This is a genomic window from Microbacterium sp. ANT_H45B (genome assembly GCF_008369345.1).
GTDB lineage: Bacteria > Actinomycetota > Actinomycetes > Actinomycetales > Microbacteriaceae > Microbacterium.
This window is the reverse complement of record NZ_VOBK01000001.1, coordinates 650,019-668,483: the sequence shown is the minus strand read 5'-3', so window position 1 is coordinate 668,483 and position 18,465 is coordinate 650,019. Positions and strand designations below refer to the sequence as shown.

The 18,465-nt window shown below is 69.6% G+C and carries 18 protein-coding genes and 1 riboswitch; of the genes, 7 read left to right on the top strand and 11 right to left on the bottom strand.

The features are described from left to right. Nucleotides 1-33: 33 nt before the first annotated feature. The 3 genes from FQ142_RS03230 to FQ142_RS03220 are packed head-to-tail and all read left to right on the top strand — an operon-like array spanning nucleotide 34 to nucleotide 3,209. Nucleotides 34-1,347 carry an ABC transporter substrate-binding protein gene (locus FQ142_RS03230; protein ID WP_149422181.1) on the top strand — a complete coding sequence of 438 codons (1,314 nt, stop codon included), beginning with the start codon at nucleotides 34-36 and terminating at the stop codon, nucleotides 1,345-1,347. 3 nt (nucleotides 1,348-1,350) lie between these two features. Then, nucleotides 1,351-2,301: a carbohydrate ABC transporter permease gene (locus tag FQ142_RS03225; RefSeq protein ID WP_045253334.1), complete on the top strand. Its 951-nt coding sequence runs from the start codon at nucleotides 1,351-1,353 to the stop codon at nucleotides 2,299-2,301. Beyond that, nucleotides 2,298-3,209: a carbohydrate ABC transporter permease gene (locus FQ142_RS03220; RefSeq protein ID WP_200946574.1), complete on the top strand. Its 912-nt coding sequence runs from the start codon at nucleotides 2,298-2,300 to the stop codon at nucleotides 3,207-3,209. Before FQ142_RS03225 ends, FQ142_RS03220 begins: the two co-directional genes overlap by 4 nt. A 92-nt stretch (nucleotides 3,210-3,301) precedes the next feature. Here the strand turns inward: FQ142_RS03220 and FQ142_RS03215 are convergent, their stop codons facing one another. From FQ142_RS03215 to FQ142_RS03205, 3 genes are all read right to left on the bottom strand, one after another. Beyond that, nucleotides 3,302-4,315: an aldo/keto reductase family protein gene (locus FQ142_RS03215; protein WP_149422180.1), complete on the bottom strand. Its 1,014-nt coding sequence runs from the start codon at nucleotides 4,313-4,315 to the stop codon at nucleotides 3,302-3,304. A gap of 80 nt (nucleotides 4,316-4,395) precedes the next feature. Continuing rightward, nucleotides 4,396-6,027, bottom strand: a complete 1,632-nt coding sequence (locus FQ142_RS03210; protein ID WP_149422179.1) for a DUF4407 domain-containing protein — start codon at nucleotides 6,025-6,027, stop codon at nucleotides 4,396-4,398. A gap of 122 nt (nucleotides 6,028-6,149) precedes the next feature. Then, nucleotides 6,150-6,719 (bottom strand): TetR/AcrR family transcriptional regulator, encoded by a 570-nt coding sequence (locus FQ142_RS03205; RefSeq protein WP_045253331.1) that lies wholly within the window; start codon nucleotides 6,717-6,719, stop codon nucleotides 6,150-6,152. A 65-nt stretch (nucleotides 6,720-6,784) separates the two neighbouring features. Here FQ142_RS03205 and FQ142_RS03200 point away from each other — a divergent pair, with 65 nt between their 5' ends. Next, the gene (locus FQ142_RS03200; protein WP_149422178.1) at nucleotides 6,785-7,423 is read left to right on the top strand and encodes an NAD(P)H-dependent oxidoreductase; all 639 of its coding nucleotides are present in this window, start codon (nucleotides 6,785-6,787) and stop codon (nucleotides 7,421-7,423) included. Here FQ142_RS03200 and rlmN read toward each other — a convergent pair. Continuing rightward, nucleotides 7,372-8,676: a 23S rRNA (adenine(2503)-C(2))-methyltransferase RlmN gene (gene rlmN, locus FQ142_RS03195; RefSeq protein WP_188042288.1), complete on the bottom strand. Its 1,305-nt coding sequence runs from the start codon at nucleotides 8,674-8,676 to the stop codon at nucleotides 7,372-7,374. The two genes, FQ142_RS03200 and rlmN, sit on opposite strands and share 52 nt — an antisense overlap. A gap of 70 nt (nucleotides 8,677-8,746) precedes the next feature. Here rlmN and FQ142_RS17580 point away from each other — a divergent pair, with 70 nt between their 5' ends. Further along, nucleotides 8,747-9,301: a ribosomal protein L7/L12 gene (locus FQ142_RS17580; protein ID WP_223145263.1), complete on the top strand. Its 555-nt coding sequence runs from the start codon at nucleotides 8,747-8,749 to the stop codon at nucleotides 9,299-9,301. A gap of 43 nt (nucleotides 9,302-9,344) precedes the next feature. Then, nucleotides 9,345-10,094 carry a sulfite exporter TauE/SafE family protein gene (locus tag FQ142_RS03185; RefSeq protein WP_149422177.1) on the top strand — a complete coding sequence of 250 codons (750 nt, stop codon included), beginning with the start codon at nucleotides 9,345-9,347 and terminating at the stop codon, nucleotides 10,092-10,094. Nucleotides 10,095-10,158: 64 nt separating this feature from the next. Here the strand turns inward: FQ142_RS03185 and FQ142_RS03180 are convergent, their stop codons facing one another. After that, nucleotides 10,159-10,989 (bottom strand): SDR family oxidoreductase, encoded by an 831-nt coding sequence (locus FQ142_RS03180; RefSeq protein ID WP_149422176.1) that lies wholly within the window; start codon nucleotides 10,987-10,989, stop codon nucleotides 10,159-10,161. 56 nt (nucleotides 10,990-11,045) lie between these two features. Further along, entirely contained in the window at nucleotides 11,046-11,807 is a 762-nt protein-coding gene (locus FQ142_RS03175; RefSeq protein WP_149422175.1) for an SDR family NAD(P)-dependent oxidoreductase, read from the bottom strand. A gap of 182 nt (nucleotides 11,808-11,989) precedes the next feature. Here FQ142_RS03175 and FQ142_RS03170 point away from each other — a divergent pair, with 182 nt between their 5' ends. Further along, on the top strand, nucleotides 11,990-12,715 hold the full coding sequence (locus FQ142_RS03170; protein WP_149422174.1) for an aminoglycoside 3'-phosphotransferase: 726 nt from the start codon (nucleotides 11,990-11,992) through the stop codon (nucleotides 12,713-12,715). A gap of 3 nt (nucleotides 12,716-12,718) precedes the next feature. Here FQ142_RS03170 and FQ142_RS03165 read toward each other — a convergent pair whose 3' ends face one another. The 5 genes from FQ142_RS03165 to FQ142_RS03145 form a co-directional block, all read right to left on the bottom strand. Continuing rightward, nucleotides 12,719-14,020, bottom strand: a complete 1,302-nt coding sequence (locus tag FQ142_RS03165) for a hemolysin family protein (protein WP_149422173.1) — start codon at nucleotides 14,018-14,020, stop codon at nucleotides 12,719-12,721. A 94-nt stretch (nucleotides 14,021-14,114) separates the two neighbouring features. After that, nucleotides 14,115-15,146, bottom strand: coding sequence for a TerC family protein (locus FQ142_RS03160; RefSeq protein ID WP_149422172.1), 1,032 nt, complete (start codon nucleotides 15,144-15,146; stop codon nucleotides 14,115-14,117). Between the two features lie 235 nt (nucleotides 15,147-15,381). Beyond that, nucleotides 15,382-16,179 carry an energy-coupling factor transporter transmembrane component T family protein gene (locus tag FQ142_RS03155; RefSeq protein ID WP_262492039.1) on the bottom strand — a complete coding sequence of 266 codons (798 nt, stop codon included), beginning with the start codon at nucleotides 16,177-16,179 and terminating at the stop codon, nucleotides 15,382-15,384. After that, nucleotides 16,176-17,636 carry an ABC transporter ATP-binding protein gene (locus tag FQ142_RS03150; protein ID WP_262492038.1) on the bottom strand — a complete coding sequence of 487 codons (1,461 nt, stop codon included), beginning with the start codon at nucleotides 17,634-17,636 and terminating at the stop codon, nucleotides 16,176-16,178. The genes FQ142_RS03155 and FQ142_RS03150 overlap by 4 nt, the downstream gene beginning before the upstream one ends. Next, the gene (locus FQ142_RS03145; RefSeq protein WP_149422171.1) at nucleotides 17,633-18,301 is read right to left on the bottom strand and encodes an ECF transporter S component; all 669 of its coding nucleotides are present in this window, start codon (nucleotides 18,299-18,301) and stop codon (nucleotides 17,633-17,635) included. The genes FQ142_RS03150 and FQ142_RS03145 overlap by 4 nt, the downstream gene beginning before the upstream one ends. After that, nucleotides 18,295-18,404, bottom strand: a riboswitch (TPP riboswitch). Its footprint overlaps the gene before it by 7 nt. Between the last annotated feature and the right edge of the window lie 61 nt (nucleotides 18,405-18,465).

Here is an 18,465-nt window from a genome sequence, read left to right as displayed (position 1 = left end):
GACACACCACAACCACCAATCGAGAGGCACCTCGTGAAGAAGAACAGAATCTTGACGGCCGCCGGATTCGGCACCGTCGCCGTCCTCGCGCTCACCGGCTGTTCCGGCGGCAGCGGCGGCGAATCCGCCGACGGCACCGTCACCCTGCAGATGGTCGAGAGCCTGACCAACCCCGCCCGCACCGACCTGATCCGCGGCCTGCTCGACGAGTTCGAGGCGGACAACCCGAAGATCAAGGTCAACCTCGTCTCGCCGCCCACCGAGCAGGCCGACCAGAAGATCCAGCAGATGCTGCAGTCCGGCAAGGGCGTCGACGTCCTCGAGGTCCGCGACATCACGGTCGGCCCGTTCGCCAACAACGGCTGGCTGCACGACATCTCGGGCGACCTCGAGAAGTGGGACGGCTGGGACGCACTGACCGACAACGCACAGGCGGCGTCGGTCGCGGCTGACGGCAAGAGCTACTTCGTGCCGTACGGCTTCTACGGTCTCTCGCTCTTCTACCGCACCGACCTCGTCGCCGACGCCGGCTTCGACGGCCCGCCGCACAGCTGGAAGGATCTGCTCGAGCAGGCCAGCGCCATCCAGGACCCGTCGAACAACATCTACGGCTACGCGTTCCGCGGCGGAGCGAACGCCAACAGCAACGTGGTCGCGGCGATCGAGGCCTACACGATCGACGACCTCGACGTCGACGACGCCTTCCTGCTGGAGGACGGCTCGACGATCTTCGCAGCCCCCGAAGCGCAGGACGCGGTCGACGACTACTTCGCGCTGTTCGAGAAGGCGTCGCCTCCGTCCGCCGTCTCGTGGGGATACCCCGAGATGGTCGCCGGCTTCACCAACGGCACCACCGCGTTCCTGCTGCAGGACCCTGAGGTCATCGCGACCGTGCAGGACTCGTCGCTGACCGAGGACCAGTGGGACACCGCCCCGCTGCTCGTCGGCCCCTCGGGCAAGGCGGCTCAGCCGCTGGCCGTCGCCGGATGGGGTGTCGCAGAGAAGAGCGAGCACCAGGATGCCGCGGTCAAGCTCGTCGAGTTCCTCTCCTCGGCCGAGCCCGCCACCGAGTTCGCGCAGGCCAACAGCCTCGTGCCGATCATCTCGGAGGCGGCCGATGACGAGTTCTACTCGACCGGACCGTGGACCAGCTACGTCACCATGACCGAGGACCCCGAGACCTACGTCAACGTGCGCCAGCCGCGCGGCGTCAGCTGGTGGACCGAGTGGATCCAGAAGTCCGACCAGGACGTGCAGAACGTGCTCCTCGGCAACATGTCGACGAGCGAGCTGCTCGAGTCGTGGGACGCGTTCTGGACCGAGAAGTACGCAGCGGAAAAGGGCTGATCCGTGACCCGGACCGCACTCGAAGGGGGCTCCGTCGGCACCGCCGGCGGGGCCTCCCCGGCATCCCGCCGGCGCCGCCCCTTCCGTGGCCGCCACGCGCTGACGCTGCTGGCCTTCATGGCCCCGGCGATCGTGTTCGTGTGCTGGTTCACCTACTGGCCCATGCTGCAGGGCGCACGCATGGCCTTCCACGACTGGAACCTGTGGGATCTCACTTCCACCCCCTGGGTGGGCTTCGACAACTTCGTCACCGTCTTCCAGGACCCGGCCTTCCCCATCGTCGCGTGGAACTCGGTGCTGTGGGTCGTCGGGTCGCTCGTGCCGCAGCTCGTGATCGGGTTCCTGATCGCGCTCGCGCTGCGCAAGCGCTTCCGCTTCCGCGGCCTCTACCAGGCGCTCGTGTTCTTCCCGTGGGCGGTGTCGGGCTTCCTCATCGGCATGCTGTTCCGCTGGATGTTCAACGCCGAGTTCGGTGTCGTGAACGACCTGCTCATGAAGGCGGGACTCATCGAGGCACCGCTTCCGTGGCTCGCGGATCCGAAGCTGGCGATGTTCGCGGTGATCGCGGCCAACGTCTGGTACGGCGTGACGTTCTTCGCGATCATGATCCTCGCGGCCCTGCAGTCCGTGCCCGATGAGATGCTCGAGGCCGCGAGCCTCGACGGCGCGGGCAAGGCCCGGCAGCTGTTCTCGATCATCATCCCGTACATCTCGATGACGCTGCTGCTCACGATCCTGCTGCGCATCATCTGGATCTTCAACTTCCCCGACATCATCTACGCGATGACGAACGGCGGGCCGGCGAACCAGACGCACATCATCACGACGTGGATGATCAACTACACCCAGCAGGGCAACTACGGCATCGCGAGCGCCATCGGACTCATCGTCGTCGCGTTCCTGTTCGTGTTCTGCGCGTTCTACCTGATGGCGATGCGGAGGGTCCAGCGATGACCATCACCGGCACCACGGTCACCGAGACCCGGCGTCTCACCGTCCCCGATCTCGCGAAGGCCCCGCGGCCGAAGCCGAAGCGGCGGATCACCCCCGGCGGCGTGGTCCGCGTGGTGGGGCTCGGCCTCTGGCTCGTGATCACCCTGTTCCCGCTCTACTGGATCGCGCTGACCTCGATCAAGTCCCCGGGCACCATCAACCGGTTCCCGATCGAGTACTGGCCCAGCGAGCCGTCGTTCGACAACTACGTCACGCTCTTCCAGCAGAGCGCGTTCGCGACGTTCCTGGGCAACTCGGCGCTCGTCGCGATCATCGCGGGGGCCGTGGCCACGCTGATCGCCCTGCTGAGCGCCTACGTGATCGCGCGTTTCGAGTTCCGCGGCAAGGGCACGGTCCTCGTGGCGTTCCTGCTCACGCAGATGATCCCCGCCTTCATCGCGCTCGGACCGCTCTACTCGATGATGACCGACCTCGGCCTCGTCGACACGAAGCCCGGCCTGATCCTCGTCTACATCGCGATCTGCATCCCGTTCTCCACCGTGATGCTGCGCGGCTTCTTCGAGAACGTCCCCGACGCGCTCGAAGAGGCGGCGATGATCGACGGATGCTCGCGCTTCGGCGCGCTGTTCCGGGTGCTGGTGCCGGTGATGACCCCCGGAATCATCGCCGCGTTCATCTTCAACTTCGTCAACTGCTGGAACGAGCTGTTCCTGTCGGTCGTGCTGATGAACACGGACGCGAACCGCACGGTGCCCTCGGCGCTGAACGGCTTCATCTCGACGTTCAACATCGACTGGGGCTCCATGTCGGCCGCCGCCGTGCTGACGATCCTGCCGACCATGGCGATGTTCGCGCTCGCGAGCCGCTGGATCGTGCAGGGCCTGACCGCCGGCGCGGTGAAGGAGTAACCCGCGCGATACGACGAAGGCCGCCGCCCCGAGGGGCGACGGCCTTCGTCGTGTGCGCTCTCAGACCACGCGGGCCTCAGAGCAGACCGGTCTCAGACCAGGCGCGTCTTGGGCGAGCTCGAGTAGGTGTGCTCGGGGTCGCTGGTGACCGCGTCGCCGAGCGCTGTGTCGATCGCGGCGAGCGTGTCGGCGTCGAGCGTCACGCCCGAGGCCTTGACGGTCTGGGCGAGCTGCTCTGGGCGCGATGCCCCCACGAGCGCGGCGGCGACGTTGGGGTTCTGCAGCACCCAGGCGATCGCGAGCTGCGGCATCGACAGACCCGCTTCGTCGGCGATCGGCTTCAGGCGCTGCACGGCGGTGAGGATGTCGTCCTGCAGGAAGCTCTTGATGAAGTCGGCGCCGCTGTTCGTGTCGGTCGCGCGCGACCCGTCGGGAACCGGCTGGCCGGGCAGGTACTTGCCGCTGAGCACGCCCTGCGCCATCGGCGACCAGACGATCTGCGAGATGCCGAGCTCCTCGGAGGCCGGCACGACCTTGTCCTCGATCACGCGCCAGAGCATGGAGTACTGGGGCTGGTTCGAGATGAGCTGGATGCCGAGCTGCGTCGCGAGAGCGTGCCCCTCGCGGAGCTGCTCCGCCGTCCACTCGGAGACCCCGATGTAGAGGGCCTTGCCCTGACGGACGACGTCGGCGAACGCCTGGAAGGTCTCCTCCAGCGGGGTCTCGTAGTCGAAGCGGTGCGCCTGGTACAGATCGACGTAGTCGGTGCCGAGGCGCTCGAGCGAGCCGTCGATCGAGCGCAGGATGTGCTTGCGGCTCAGACCGGTGTCGTTGGGCCCCTTCGGACCCGTCGGGAAGTAGACCTTCGTGAAGATCTCGAGGCCGTCGCGGCGCTGGCCCTCGAGAGCCTTGCCGAGCACGACCTCGGCCGCCGTGTTGGCGTACGTGTCTGCGGTGTCGAACGTGGTGATGCCGGCCTCGAGGGCCGCGTGCACCGTCTTCACGGCGGCGTCGTCGCCGACCTGCGAGGCGTGCGTGACCCAGTTGCCGTAGGTGATCTCAGAGACCTTGAGACCGCTGTTGCCGAGATAGCGATAGTTGACCATGGGACAACGCTACCGGCCGCCACCGACACCGGGGCCGGAACTCCGTGACCGGTCTCAGAGCCGTGCCCTTCCCCCGCGTCTCAGACGCGGGGCTCGACCAGCTGCTCCTGCTCGGCGAGCGTCTGGGCCTGCGCGCGCTTCTCGGAGAGCTCGCGCTCCTGCGCCTCGGCACGCGCGTCGGCGGCCTGCGCCGCCTCCCTGCGCTCGGCGCGGGTCTGCGGCTCGCCGGTCGCGGCATCCGCCGTCATGCCCTGCGACTGCTCGGTCACGATCGCCGCCCGGTCGCGGAAGCCCTCGGCGGTGACCCGATCGAGCGCGACCTGCTTGCGGATCGCGGCCGCCTTCTCGTAGAGCGAGGGGTCGCCGTACGACGTGAGCACCTTCACCAGCACCGGAAGCAGCTCGATCATGAAGAACAGCGCGGCGATCAGGATGTGCGCCCAGAGGATCGTGGGCTCCTTCTCGCTCAGCCTGTTGAGTCCGCTGATCTGACTGAGCAGCCCGATGGCGCCGGCGTTGCCGGAGGCGACCGACTCGGCACGCGCGTTGTAGGCGGCGAGCGCGGTGTCGTAGCTGTCACGGGCGGCGGGCAGCTGCGACTGCGCCTCCTCGCGGTTCTGCGTCTCCGACGTGCTGGTGTTCTCCTTGGCCGCGGTGCCGGCTGCAGCCAGCTCCTCGTTCGCGGTGCGCAGCTGCGCGGCGAGCGCGTCGTAGGTCTGCTGCGCCTCGGCGAGCTGCGCCTGCGCGGCATCCGAGCTCGCGCCCTCGCCGTTGACGCCGGTGCAGCCGGGGACCGTGCCCGCGCCTTCGCCGGTGAGCTCGCACTGGTACAGCACCCGCGCCTGGTCGATGACGCCCTGCTGGGCGGTCATCTTGGCGGTGAGGTCGTCGACCGTGCCCTGCGCGGCCGATTCGCTCGCGGACGCCGAGTCGGTGCCGGCGACGATCCCCGTCGCCGCCTGGTTCTCGAGCGCGGCGACGCGGTCGGAGGCGGCATCGAGCGCCTTGCGCTCAGGGCCGGTCTCCAGTGCGTCCTGATCGGACTGCGCCTGGGTGATGTTGGTCGAGGCGACCTCGCGGGCGATGTCGTTGTGGAAGATCTGCAGCACCAGCGGCTCGGCCACGACGAAACCGATGATCGCCGCCATGACCACACGCGGGATCGCGAGGCCGATGAGGCGCCACACGTTCTTCGTCGAGGTCATGGTCGAGGTCAGGAAGCGGTCGAGGTTGAAGATGATCAGCGCCCACACGATCGCCAGCGGGGCGGCGAGCCAGATCGCGGCCTGCACGCCGGTGGTCAGCGCGAACAGCATCGAGATGGCCGAGACCAGCGCGGTCCCGGCGAGCACGAAGAACATCTGCACGAAGCGCGGGGTCTCGCCGGGCACACGATCGAGGATCTCGCCGTCGGCTCCGCCGAGGATCGCCAGCTGACGAAGGCGGGATCCGGGCACGCGGGGAGCGCGTTCGCGCGGCTGGCGGCGCGGCTTCGGCTCGCGCACCGGACGAGCGGATGCCGTGGCGTCCTGCTCCTGCATGGGCTCGGACGCGGGGGTCGGGTCGGCCTGCCGCGGCTCCTGCAGATCGGCGCCGGTCGGCTCGTACTCGCGCAGGAAGTCGAGGTCGTCCGTGTCAGCGCTCGGGTCGCTGTCGAGGATGATCCGACCCTGGGAATCGAACCGTCCGGGACGGTGAGCAGAATAGGGCATTCCGATAATCTACGAAACGCCGCCTGTGGAAAGCGTGGACGAAGCCTGTGTTTCCGCCTCTGCGGCTCTGTTCCGTCGGCGCGGGGCGGGCGCGCGGCCCGTGCGGGGAGGGCGCGCGGAGGTCAGCGGGAGAGCATGCGCGCGAGCGCCTCGGCACTCGCGGCGAGCGCATCGTCGAGGGAGAAGTGCCCGGCGGCGCACAGGGTCCCGAGGCCGTGCACGAGTCCCCAGACGGCGGTGACGCCGCTCTCGCTCTCGAGGCCCGCGGCGACGGATGCGGTCGACAGCAGCTCTTCGAGCTCGGCGATCAGCGGCGCCATGGTCTCGCTGGGCTCACCGGGGATGCACACGGTCGGGTCGTAGATCACGTCGAAGCCGTGCGGGTGCTCGACGGCGAAGCGGATGTAGGCGGCTCCGCCCTCGACCGCGGCGGAGGCCGGGTCGGAGGCGCCCTCGATCGACGTGCGCACCGCCGTGACCAGATCGGCCATGCTCCGCTCAGCCAGCACCTTGAGCAGACCGCGGCGGTCGGAGAAGTGGTGATAGGGCGCGTTGTGGCTCACGTCCGCCGCGCGCGCGACCTCGCGCAGGCTGATCTCCTGCGCCGGCCTGTCGACGAGCAGCTGCATCGCCGCCGCTTCGAGCGCGTGGGCGAGGTCGCCGTGGTGATAGCCGGATCGAGAACTTGACACAAGCAACATTGTTGCCTATCTTGACAGTGTCCACCAAGATTGACACTGTCAACATAGGAGTCCGCATGTCTTCCGCACTGATCATCGACGGCCACCCGGATGCCCGATCCCTCACCGCAGAACTCGCGCGTCGGTACGCCGCGGCCCACGGCGACGCCCGCATCCTCGCCCTGCGCGATCTCGACTTCGACCCGTCGCTGCGCTTCGGCTACCGCGAGCGCATGCCGCTCGAGCCCGATCTGATCGACGCCAAGCGCGCACTGGCCGAGGCGCGGACGGTCGTGGTCTTCACGCCGCTCTGGTGGGGATCGGTGCCCGCGCTGCTCAAGGGATTCTTCGATCGGGCACTCCTGCCGCAGCAGGAGTACCGCTACTCGAGGCTCGGGATGCCCGAGGGACTGCTGACCGCCGCGAACGGTCGGCTGTTCCTGCTGGCGGACACCCCGTGGTTCCTGACGCCGTTCACCGGACTGCCGGCGCAGACGCACGTCGCCCGAGGAACGCTGCGGTTCTGCGGCATCCGCTCCGTTCGGACCACCCGGATGCTCGGCGTCAAGGACGCGAGCCCCGCACGCATCGAGTCATGGCTGTCGCGCGCCGAGCACCTCGGTCGCCGGGACGGCCTCCGCGATCGGAGCGGTTCCGCCGGGCCTCAGGCCATCGCTGCGGAGGTGGCCTCGTCTTCAGTCGTCGCGACGAGCTGACCGCACGCGCCGTCGATCTCCTTGCCGCGGGTGTCGCGCAGGGTGGTCGGGATGCCTGCGTCGTTCAGTCGGCGCACGAATTCGTCCGTGACGTCCTTGTCCGACGAGGTCCAGATCGAGCCGGGCGTCGGGTTCAGCGGGATCGGGTTGACGTGCACCCAGCCGCGACCGCGCTCATTGAGCTTGTCGGCGAGCAGGTCCGCACGCCAGGCATGGTCGTTCATGTCCTTGATCAGCGCGTACTCGATCGAGACACGACGGCCGGTCTTGGCGTAGTAGTCGTAGGCGGCATCCAGCGCCTCGTCGACCTTCCAGCGGGAGTTCACCGGAATGAGCTCGTCGCGCAGGTGATCGTCGGGCGCGTGCAGCGAGAGGGCGAAGGTCACCGGAATGCCCTCGTCGGCGAGCTTCTTGATCGCGGGCACGAGACCCACCGTCGAGACCGTGATGCCGCGTGCGCTCATGCCGAGGCCGTCGGGCTGCGGTGCGACCATCGAACGCACCGCGTCCATCACCCGCTTGTAGTTGGCGAGCGGCTCCCCCATGCCCATGAAGACGATGTTCGACACGCGCTCCGGCGTCTGCCCCGGTCCCTGAGCCTGACGAAGGGTCTTGCCGCCGAGACCGCCCTCGGCGATCAGACGGTTGGCGCGGACGATCTGCTCGATGATCTCGGCGGTCGACATGTTGCGGGTCAGACCCGCCTGCCCCGTGGCGCAGAACGGGCAGTTCATGCCGCATCCCGCCTGGCTCGACACGCACAGCGTGATCCGGCCGGGGTACCGCATGAGCACCGACTCGACGAGCGCACCGTCGTGCAGACGCCAGAGGAACTTGATCGTGTCTCCGCGGTCGGTCTCGAGGCGGCGCACCTCGGTGAGCAGTGGCGGCAGCATGCCTGCGACGAGCTGCTCGCGAGTGTCGGCCGGAAGATCGGTCATCGCCGCCGCATCCGACGTGTAGTGGCGGAAGTAGTGGGTCGAGAGCTGCTTCGCGCGGAAGCCGGGCAGGCCGAGCTCCTTGACCTTCTCGATGCGCTCGGCAGGGGTCAGATCGGCGAGGTGCACCGGCGGCTTGCCGCGTTTGGGGCTCGCGAACTGCAGCAGCGGCCGCCCCTCGGCATCCTTCAGCTGGGTCCAGCCCTCGGTCGCCGGACGCACCTGGGCGGGTCCGGTGGAGCGGACAGCCCCCGAACGGGACGACGCGGGAGCCGTGGCGGGGCGCGTCTCGGGCGTGCGGGGAGTCTCGGTCATACCTCCAGGGTACGCGGTGGCGGATGGGAAGGACCTGCGGCGAGAGCGCAGGCGTCCCTAGACTGAGCGGATGGACACCATCCTCGTCATCGGCGGAGTCATCCTCGTCATCGTCGTCGGCGTGCTGATCCTCGCTGCCGCGCTGCGGTCGATGCGCCCGCAGCCCCCCGAGCCGCAGACGTACACCCCGTCCCCCACGATGGGGCGCTCTGTCGCCGCCACCTCCACCTCGACCGCGTCGGCCTCGGCGCTCAGCCCGACCGCGATCGCCGAGATCGATCGCCTCGTCGCCGCCGGACAGAAGATCCAGGCCATCAAGGTCTACCGCGAGAACACCGGTGTGCGCCTACAGGAGGCGAAGGACCGCATCGACCACTGGTCGGTCAGCACCACGGCCCCACATCTCGCGGCGGTCTCGAACGCCTCGGCCGCACACTCATCGATCACGGCCACGCCGTCGTCGGTGCGCGGCGCCCTTGCGGCATCCGTCGCGGCAGAGGTCGACCGCCTCGTCGCCGCCGACCAGAAGATCCATGCGATCAAGCTGGTGCGCGAGCACACCGGTCTCGGGCTCAAGGCGTCGAAGGACGTCGTCGAGGCCTGGCCAGTGCAGCGCCACTCATGACCGGTTCAGCACCGCTCATGACCGCACGTCCCCTCACGCGACGGTGATCGGACTCGAGCCCCTCGCCTGGGCGGCACTCGGCGTCGCGGCCCTCACGATCGGCGTCTCGAAGACCGCGCTGCCTGGCGGCAGCATCCTGGCGATCGCTTTGTTCGCGACCGTCCTGCCCGCACGCACCTCGACCGCGGCGATGCTCCTGCTGCTGATCGTGGGCGACGTCTTCGCCCTGATCACCTATCGGCGGCATGCGCACTGGCCCACTCTGCTGCGCCTGGCCCCGGCCGTGGTCGCCGGACTCCTGGCCGGGTTCGCGTTCCTGGCCCTCGCGGGCGACGGGATCGTGCGGCGCGCGATCGGAGTGATCCTGCTCGCGATGATCGCCGTCACCCTGTGGCGGCGATGGCGGCAGCACAGAGCGGATGCGGTCGCACCGGTCCCGGGCGGCATCCTGCTCTCCGGCGTCTACGGCACGCTCGGTGGTTTCACGACGATGGTCGCGAACGCGGGCGGGCCCGTCCTGTCGATGTACTTCCTGGCGACGCGCACGCCGGTGCAGGTGTTCCTGGGCACCTCAGCCTGGTTCTTCGCCATCATCAACCTCGTCAAGATCCCGTTCCTCGCGGGACTGGGACTCTTCGACGGGCACGTGCTGCTCATGGACGCCGTGCTCGCACCGCTCGTCGTGATCGGCGCCCTCGGCGGCATCCGCCTGGCGAAGCGCATGGACCAGGTGCTGTTCGATCGCATCGTGATCGCGCTGACGATCGCCGGCGCCGTGTACCTTCTCTTCTGAGGCGCCCCCCTGAGGCGAGGACCGAGGCCGGCGCAGGGTCGGCCGGGATGCCGCCGGCGGAGCGTCAGTCGAGGAAGATGTCGGGGAACAGCTGCGCGTCCGGGGTGCCCGCCACCGCGGCGTAGCCCGAGAAGTCGGTGACGCCGTCGGCCTCGAGCACATCCTCGACGATCAGCGTCTGCCCGGTGTACTCGGCGGCGGGCTTGCACAGCACGGCGTAAGCCGCGTCCGCATAGATGTCGGGGGTGCGGCTCGCGGCCATCACCCGGTCGCCGCCGAGCAGGTTCTGCACCGCCGCCGTCGCGATCGTGGTGCGCGGCCACAGGGTGTTCGCGGCGATCCCGTCGCGGGCGAACTCTGCGGCGAGCCCGAGTGTGACCATCGTCATCCCGAACTTCGCGAGCGTGTATCCGGTGTGCGCTCCGAGCCACTTCGGGCTGGGGTTCAGGGGCGGTGACAGCGACAGGATGTGCGGGTTCTCGGCATCCGTGAGGATCGGGATCGCCGCGCGCGACAGCATGAACGTGCCGCGCACGTTGACGTCCTGCATCAGGTCGTACTTCTTGGCGCCGAGGTCGAGCGAGCGCGAGAGGTCGATGACGCTGGCGTTGTTGATGACGATATCGATGCCGCCGAACTCGCCCTGCGTCTTCAGCACGGCCTCGGTGATGTCGTCATCGTCGCGCACATCGCCGACGATGGGCAGCGCGCGTCCGCCCGCGGCGCGGATCTGCTCGGCAGCGCTGTGCACGGTGCCCTCGAGCGTGGGATGCGGGGTGTCGGTCTTCGCGAGCATCGCGATGTTGGCGCCGTCGGCCGCGGCGCGCAGCGCGATCGCGAGGCCGATGCCACGGCTGCCGCCGGACATGAGGATGGTCTTTCCTGCGAGGGACATGCGGTCTCCTTGGAGCGTGGGCGGCGGTGCGAGGGTCGCGGTCTGGGGGGCGCGGTCTACTTCGGTGCCATGCGGATCGCGCCGTCGAGCCGGATGGTCTCGCCGTTGAGATAGCCGTTCTCTGCGATCTGCTGCACGAGGGCGGCGTACTCGTCGGGACGCCCGAGTCGCGAGGGGAACGGCACCTGCTGGCCGAGCGAATCCTGGGCGGCCTGCGGCAGCCCCATCAGCATCGGGGTCTCCATGATGCCGGGCGCGATCGTGCAGACGCGGATGCCGTGGCGGGCGAGCTCACGGGCGACCGGCAGGGTCATGGCATGCACGCCGCCCTTGGAGGCGGAGTAGGCGGGCTGCCCGATCTGTCCGTCGAACGCCGCGACGCTCGCCGTGTTCACGATCACGCCGCGGTCGCCATCGTCGGTCGGGTCGTTCTTCGCCATGACGGCCGCGGCCTGCGACAGCACGTTGAAGGTGCCGACCAGGTTGATGCGCACGACGCGCTCGAAGTCGGTGAGCGCGGCGGGGTTGCCCTCGCGGTCCAGCACCTTGGCGGGCGGCGCGATGCCGGCGCAGTTCACGACGATGCGCAGCGGGGCGGCGGCCTGTGCCGCGGCGGCGGCTGCGGCCGCGTCGTCCGCGTTCGTCACGTCGCCGGAGACGAACACCCCGCCGAGCTCGGCGGCGATGTCGGCGCCGTGCGACGACGGCAGGTCGAGGACGGTGACGACGGCGCCGGCGGCGGCGAGCCTGCGCGCGGTGGCGAGGCCCAGACCGGACGCACCGCCGGTGATGAGAGCGCTCGAGCCCTGGATCTGCATGCGGTTCTCCTTCGAAACGTGTGCGACTCAGTGTCAGCTTAGCTGATTCGGAGTGTCAGACTGAGCCTCGGTCCGCGCGGGGCGGCCCGTCGACCACGAGCTTACGCCGCGGGAGGCGGACGGAAGGGCCGCACGAGAGAATGGTCGTGCAGCCGCCACCGACCGGAGGGAAGACCCGCACCGTGAGCATTCCGAGCCAGGCCGTCGAGATCCCGGCCGTCGTGCGGACCCTCGCCGGTGAGGCCGCACTGGCCCCCGTCTGGGTGAACGGCATCGGAGGCGTGACCTTCCGCACCGACGACGGGCGCTACATCAAGTGGGGTCCGCACGATGCCGAGGCGAACATGCGCGACGAGGCCGCGCGCATGCGCTGGGCTCGCCGATGGATCGCGGTGCCCGAGGTCCTCGATCAGGGCCAGGACGCCACCCACGAGTGGCTGGTCACCGCGGCGCTGCCCGGCGTCAGCGCCGTCGACCCCCGCTGGGCCGACGAGCCCGCGACGGCGGTGCGCGCGGTCGGGAGGGCGCTGCGGAGCCTGCACGACGCCCTGCCCGTCGAGCACTGCCCCTGGAACTGGAGCCCGCAGTGGCGGATCTCGAACGCCCTCGAGCGCGGCGTCGCCGTGCCGGACGACCTGCGCACGCCGCCGAGCATCGACCTGCTGGTGGTGTGCCACGGCGATGCGTGCATGCCCAACACCCTGCTCGACCACGACGGTAGCCCGCTCGCGCACGTCGACCTCGCAGCCCTCGGGGTCGCCGATCGCTGGGCGGACCTCGCCGCGGCCTCGATGAGCACGGAGTGGAACTTCGGCCCGGGGTGGGCCGATGCGCTCATCGAGGCCTACGGCGTCGCCCCCGATCGGGAGCGGCTGGAGTACTACCGGAGGCTGTGGAACGAGACCTGAGCGTCAGTTCCCGCCGGCGGGTTCGACCGGAGCATCCGCTTCCTCGTGGAGCGCGACGCGGATCTCCGAGATCCGTCGACGATCCACGGCCGTGACGCGGATCGTCGCACCGGGCACCTCGACCGCGTCGCCCACCACCGCGAGGCGTCCGAGCATCTCGGTGACGAACCCGGCGACCGTGTCCGATGCCCCGCGGGGCAGAGCGATCCCGGTGATCTCGGCGAAGTCCTGCAGATTCAGGCGGCCGTCGAGGGCGCCGGCGGCGGCCGGCATCCGCTCTTCGGTGTCGTACTCGTCGAAGATCTCGCCGACGACCTCTTCGACGAGGTCTTCGAGGGTGACGATGCCGTCGGTTCCGCCGTACTCGTCGACGACGACCGCGATGTGGTGCGACGACGCCCGCAGGCGGGTCAGCGTCGGCAGCACCCCGGCCGTCGACGGGACGTACTCGACCGGGCGCATGAGGTCGACCACGGGTCGCTCCGCATCTGCCGCCGCGGCCTCGAACAGGTCGCGCACGTGCACGAAGCCGACGATGTCGTCGAGCGAGGCGTCGATCACCGGGTACCGCGAGAACGGCAGCTCCCGCACCTGGGCGATCGCCTCGGCCAGGGGCGCGGCGCCGTCGAGCGCGACGACCTCGGGCCGCGGCCGCATGACCTCGCTCACCTGGCGTCCCCGCAGGGACAGCACGTCGTCGAGGATCCGTCGCTCCTCGTCGGGCAGGCTCTGGTGCGTCGCGACGATGTCGCGCAGCTCTTCGTCGCTGAGTTCGTCCGCCGCCTTGTTCGGGTCGCCGCCCAGCAGGCGCACGACCGCGTTCGTCGACACCGATAGCAGCCAGATGACGGGTCGCATGATCGTGGCGAAGCCGTCGAGCACCGGTGCGACCGCGTAGGCGAACTGCGCGTTGCGCTGGATGGCGAGGCGCTTGGGCACGAGCTCGCCCAGCACGAGGGACAGGTACGCGATCACGAGGGTGAGCAGCACGGTCGCGAGCGTCAGCGCCAGCGGTGCCGCGACGCCGAGATTCTCGAGCAGCGGCGCGACCGACGGGGCGATCGAGGTCGCACCGTACGCCGCCGAGGCGAACCCGGCGACGGTCACGCCGATCTGCACCGCCGAGAGGAAGGTGTTCGGGTTCCTCGCCAGGCCCGCGACCTTCTCGCCGCGCTTGCCGCGAGCGGCGATCGCGTTGAGCTGGCTCTCGCGCAGGGTGACGAGTGCCATCTCCGTCGCGGCGAACACTCCGCCGACGAGGACGAACACGAACACCAGGGCGATGTTGACCGCGAGATCGCCCATCAGCGGGTCACCTCGAGCGGTGCGGGGGTGCCCGAGGTCACTCGGGCACCGGGTCTGTCAGGGTCTGCGGACGCGTCGGAGCGGCGCGACTGGTTCACGAGTGTTCCTTCTGTGTGTCGGTGGTGAGGGGTGCGGAGGACGAGGCCGCGGCCGCATCGATCCGGTCGTCGCGGCGCGTCTTCATGAGGCTGGCGACGGTCGCCACGGCGATGGTCGCGCCGATGAACACGAGCGAGAACCAGATGGGGATCTCGGGCGCCCACAGCATCGGCTCGCCGCCGTTGATGAACGGCAGCTCGTTGACGTGCATCGCGTGCAGCACGAGCTTGACGCCGATGAAGGCGAGGATGACCGCGAGACCCTGCGCCAGGTACACCAGGCGCTCCAGCAGACCGCCGATGAGGAAGTACAGCTGACGCAGACCCATGAGGGCGAAGGCGTTGGCCGTGAAGACGATGTACGCCTCTTCGGTCAGGCCGTAGATCGCGGGGATCGAGTCGACCGCGAAGATCAGGTCGATGAACCCGATCGCGATGATCACGAGGAACATCGGGGTGAAGAAGCGCTTGCCGTCGCGCTGGACGGTCAGGCGGTCGCCGTTGTACTCGTTGCTCACGGGCAGGATGCGGCGCACGAGGCGCATGAAGCGGCCGTTGGCCGGGTCGGACTCGCCGTGGGCGAAGGCCTGGCGGTAGGCGAGGAACAGCAGCAGCGCGCCGAAGAGGTAGAAGATCCAGGAGTAGTTCTCGATCAGAGCCGCGCCGAGCGCGATGAATCCACCGCGCATGATCAGCGCGATGACGATGCCGATCATCAGCACCTTCTGCTGATACTTGCGCGGCACGGCGAAGCCGGTCATCACGATGAGGAAGACGAAGAGGTTGTCGATCGACAGCGCCTTCTCCGTGAGGTATCCGGCGAAGTACTCGCCGCCGTACGTCCAGCCCGACACCGCGCCGATTCCGACGCCGAACAGCAGTGCGAGGCCGATGTAGAACGCCGACCAGCGGGCGGACTCGCCGATGGTGGGCTCATGGGGCTTTCGCACGTGGGCGAAGAACTCGTACACGAAGAAGGCGATCGTGACGGCGATCGTGATGATCCACACGAGAGGCGTGATGTTCAAGAGGTCTCCAGAAGACGTAGGCGTGACGATGTCGACGCCAAGGTCTTCTCCATCATCGCGAACGAGGACCGGGGACCCGGGATGCAGGGACATCCGTAATGACGAGCCGCCCGTGGTGGAGTACTCCCCTTGGGTTCACTCGATGCTAGCGAATACATCGGCATTCCAGCTATGAGAATGCTGAATATCGTCAGGCGGTCGCCGGGTCAGGCGGTCGGGTCGGGCAGTCGGCGGGTCAGGCTGTCGGGCCGAGGATGAAGTTCCACGCCCCCGTCGCCACGGCCGCCGCGATCGCCGAGGCCGGGATGACGGCGGCGAGGAGCACAAGCAGGGTGTCGCGACGATCCCACGTCGATTCGCGGGCCCAGGATCTCGGTTCCGGACCGCCGAAGCCGCGTGCCTCCATCGCCGTCGCCAGCGACGACCCACGCCGGATGGCGAGCACGAACAGGGCGAACGCCATGCCGAACGCGCGGCGCACTCGCCCCTCGTCGGCGACGCCTCTGGCACGGCGTGCCAGCGCGAGCGCACGCCAGTCATCGACGAGCAGACCGAGCATGCGCATTCCGGCGAGCGCTCCGACCACGAAACGGGCGGGGAGCTTCGCGCGCTGCGCGAGGTCGTCCGCGAGGTCGGTGGGGTCGACGGTGACGAACAGCACCACCGCGGGGAGCCCTATCGCGAGCACGCGCACGGCCGTCGCCGCGGCGAGCGCCAGTGACCCGTCGCTGACGCGCATGACCAGCCACTCGAAGTGGACCGTGCCGCTCGTCGCGCCGTACAGAGCGATGGTGACGGCGCTCAGGGGCGCCGCGACCCACAGCACGGCGGTGCGGATCCAGAACTCTCGGGCACGCAGACCGGAGAGCAGCAGCAGCGGGATCTCCAGGAGCAGCGCGACGGATGCCGAGACGACGTCGATCGTCAGCACGAGCGGCACCGCGATGAGCAGGGCGGCGGCGAGCTTCGCAAGCGCGGAGCGCGGAGCGACGGGTCCCGGCCGCTCGATGCGGGCGGTCAGCGGGTCGATCACCGGACGACCTCGAGACGTCGGGCGTGCAGGGCCTCGAGGACGGCCTCATCGTGGCTGATCGCGACGACAGCGGCGCCCTGATCCCGCAGATCGGCGATCAGCCCGACCAGTTCGGCCCACGTGGTGGCGTCCTGACCGAACGTGGGCTCGTCGAGGACCAGCATCCGTGGGCGGGTGGCGAGCGCAGCGGCGACGGTCAGCCGCCGCTTCTCGCCCCCCGAGAGGGTGTACGGATTCGCCCCGGCGACCGCTGCGAGTCGCAGACGGTCGAGCAGCTCGTCGACGCGCGCGGTGATCTCGGGCTCCGGCATCCGCAGCGCCCGAGGGCCGACCGCCAGCTCGTCGCGCACGGTCTTCGCGAGCAGCTGATGCTCGGGAGTCTGCATCACGGTCGCGATGCGGGTGAGCAGCGCGCGCGACGACCATCGGAAGGGATCGTCCCGCTCGCCTGCGGCCAGGGCGGGAAGAGCGCGGACACGGCCGTCCTCCGGCGGGAGCAGGCCTGCGAGGGTCAGCCCGAGCGTCGACTTGCCCGTGCCGTTCGCACCTGTCACCCCGAGCACCTCGCCGGGGCGCACCTCGAGGTCGAGCGGACCGGCGACGGGCAGGCCGCGCTGCCGGGCGACGGTGACGCCGCGGGCCTCAAGGAGGCGCTCCCCGGCGTCGTGTGCGGGAGCGGGGGGCGCGATCGGCGGATGCCCCGGCACCCAGACCCCGGATGCCGCGAGCTCCGCGCCGCGTGCCCCGAGCACCTCGTCCGGGCTGCCGTCGGCGAGCACGACGGTGCCGTCGGGGTCTGCGCCGAGCACGATCACCCGGGTGACCAGCGGCAGCCAGACGTCGATGCGGTGTTCGATCACGACGAGGGTCGCGCCGCTGACCTCGAGCGCCGCGGCCACGGCATCCCGCACGTCACGCACTCCCCGGGGGTCGAGATTGGCGGTCGGCTCGTCGAGCAGGATCGCGCCGGGTCGCATCGCGAGCACGCCGGCGAGTGCGAGTCGTTGCTTCTGCCCGCCCGAGAGCGCCGAGGTCGAGCGATCCATCGGGACGTCGAGCCGCACGGCATCCAGCGCCGCTCGCACACGGGTCCAGATCTCCTGACGGGGAACGCCGAGGTTCTCGCATCCGAAAGCCACGTCGTCACCGACCCGCGCGAGGATCGTCTGCGTGTCGGGATCCTGCAGCACCATGCCCACTCGGCCGCGTTCAGCGGCCGCCGGACGACCGTCGACGAGCAGCGCGCCGTGCGTCTCGCCCTCGTCGGCCCCGCCGAGCACGCCGCCGAAGCCCTGGAGCAGGGTGGACTTGCCCGCACCGGAGGAGCCGAGCAGCAGCACCCGCTCCCCCGGTTCGATACGCAGGTCGACGGCGCGCACGGCCCACCGCAGTCGCGTGGCGTACCGCCACCCCCAGCCACGGGCTTCGAGGGTGGCGGGTGTCGTGGGGGCGCTCACACCCGTGCGGTGACCTCACGACCGGCGGCGAACCGGCCAAGCGCGCCCGTGGCCGCGAGACCCCGGGCGATCAGCCAGGCTCCGAGCCCGGCGATCACCGCACCCGAGATGGTGGTCGAGACGATGTAGACGGTGGTGAAGAGCGTGTCCGCCCCCGCGTACCAGAGGATGCGGTCGTTGATGCCGCAGGCGAGTCCCGCCCCGGCGCCGGCCAGCATCGCGACCGGGAGGCGCCAGACCCCGTACAGGAAGAGGAGGAAGACGAGCTCGGCACCAAGACCCTGCACGAGGCCCGACACGATGGTGAGCGGGCCCCAGGCATTGCCGACGAGGGCCGAGATGACCGCGGCCACCAGCTCGGTGTAGAGCGCCGCACCCGGCTTGCGGATGATCAGTGCCCCGAGCACGCCGGCGATCAGCCAGGGGCCCGCGAGGAGCCCCTGCACTCCGGGGAGCAGGGGCTTCAGGATGCTGCTCGGCACCTCGTACCCGACGTTCCAGAGCAGGAAGATCAGCGCGCAGGCGACGGCGATGACGCTGGCGACGACGATGTCGACGACCCGCCACCGCCACAGCTCCGGGCGGCCGAGGCCCCGGGAGGCCGAGGCGGCGGACGCCGATGCGGGTGCGGACCCGGTGGTGGATCCGGACGTGGATGTGCTCATCAGTGACTCCTCCCTGCGCTGGCATGACCCAGATCAGGTTCGACGGTCGAAGCGCGATTCGCTCCCTCTCAGCCCGGCTCGCCGGACTCCCGTGGTTGTGCTCTCGATCTTACCCAGTGCCGACACTCCCGTCTGCTTCCGTTGCCGCGCCGCTGATCTGCGTG

Coding starts and splice junctions, on each gene's coding strand:
- FQ142_RS03215 (WP_149422180.1), bottom strand. CDS start 4,315: ATGGTCAACTATCGCTATCTCGGCAACAGCGGTCTCAAGGTCTCTGAG.
- FQ142_RS17580 (WP_223145263.1), top strand. CDS start 8,747: ATGGACACCATCCTCGTCATCGGCGGAGTCATCCTCGTCATCGTCGTC.
- FQ142_RS03210 (WP_149422179.1), bottom strand. CDS start 6,027: ATGCCCTATTCTGCTCACCGTCCCGGACGGTTCGATTCCCAGGGTCGG.
- FQ142_RS03175 (WP_149422175.1), bottom strand. CDS start 11,807: ATGCAGATCCAGGGCTCGAGCGCTCTCATCACCGGCGGTGCGTCCGGT.
- FQ142_RS03145 (WP_149422171.1), bottom strand. CDS start 18,301: ATGAGCACATCCACGTCCGGATCCACCACCGGGTCCGCACCCGCATCG.
- rlmN (WP_188042288.1), bottom strand. CDS start 8,676: ATGACCGAGACTCCCCGCACGCCCGAGACGCGCCCCGCCACGGCTCCC.
- FQ142_RS03180 (WP_149422176.1), bottom strand. CDS start 10,989: ATGTCCCTCGCAGGAAAGACCATCCTCATGTCCGGCGGCAGCCGTGGC.
- FQ142_RS03220 (WP_200946574.1), top strand. CDS start 2,298: ATGACCATCACCGGCACCACGGTCACCGAGACCCGGCGTCTCACCGTC.
- FQ142_RS03200 (WP_149422178.1), top strand. CDS start 6,785: ATGTCTTCCGCACTGATCATCGACGGCCACCCGGATGCCCGATCCCTC.
- FQ142_RS03165 (WP_149422173.1), bottom strand. CDS start 14,020: ATGGGCGATCTCGCGGTCAACATCGCCCTGGTGTTCGTGTTCGTCCTC.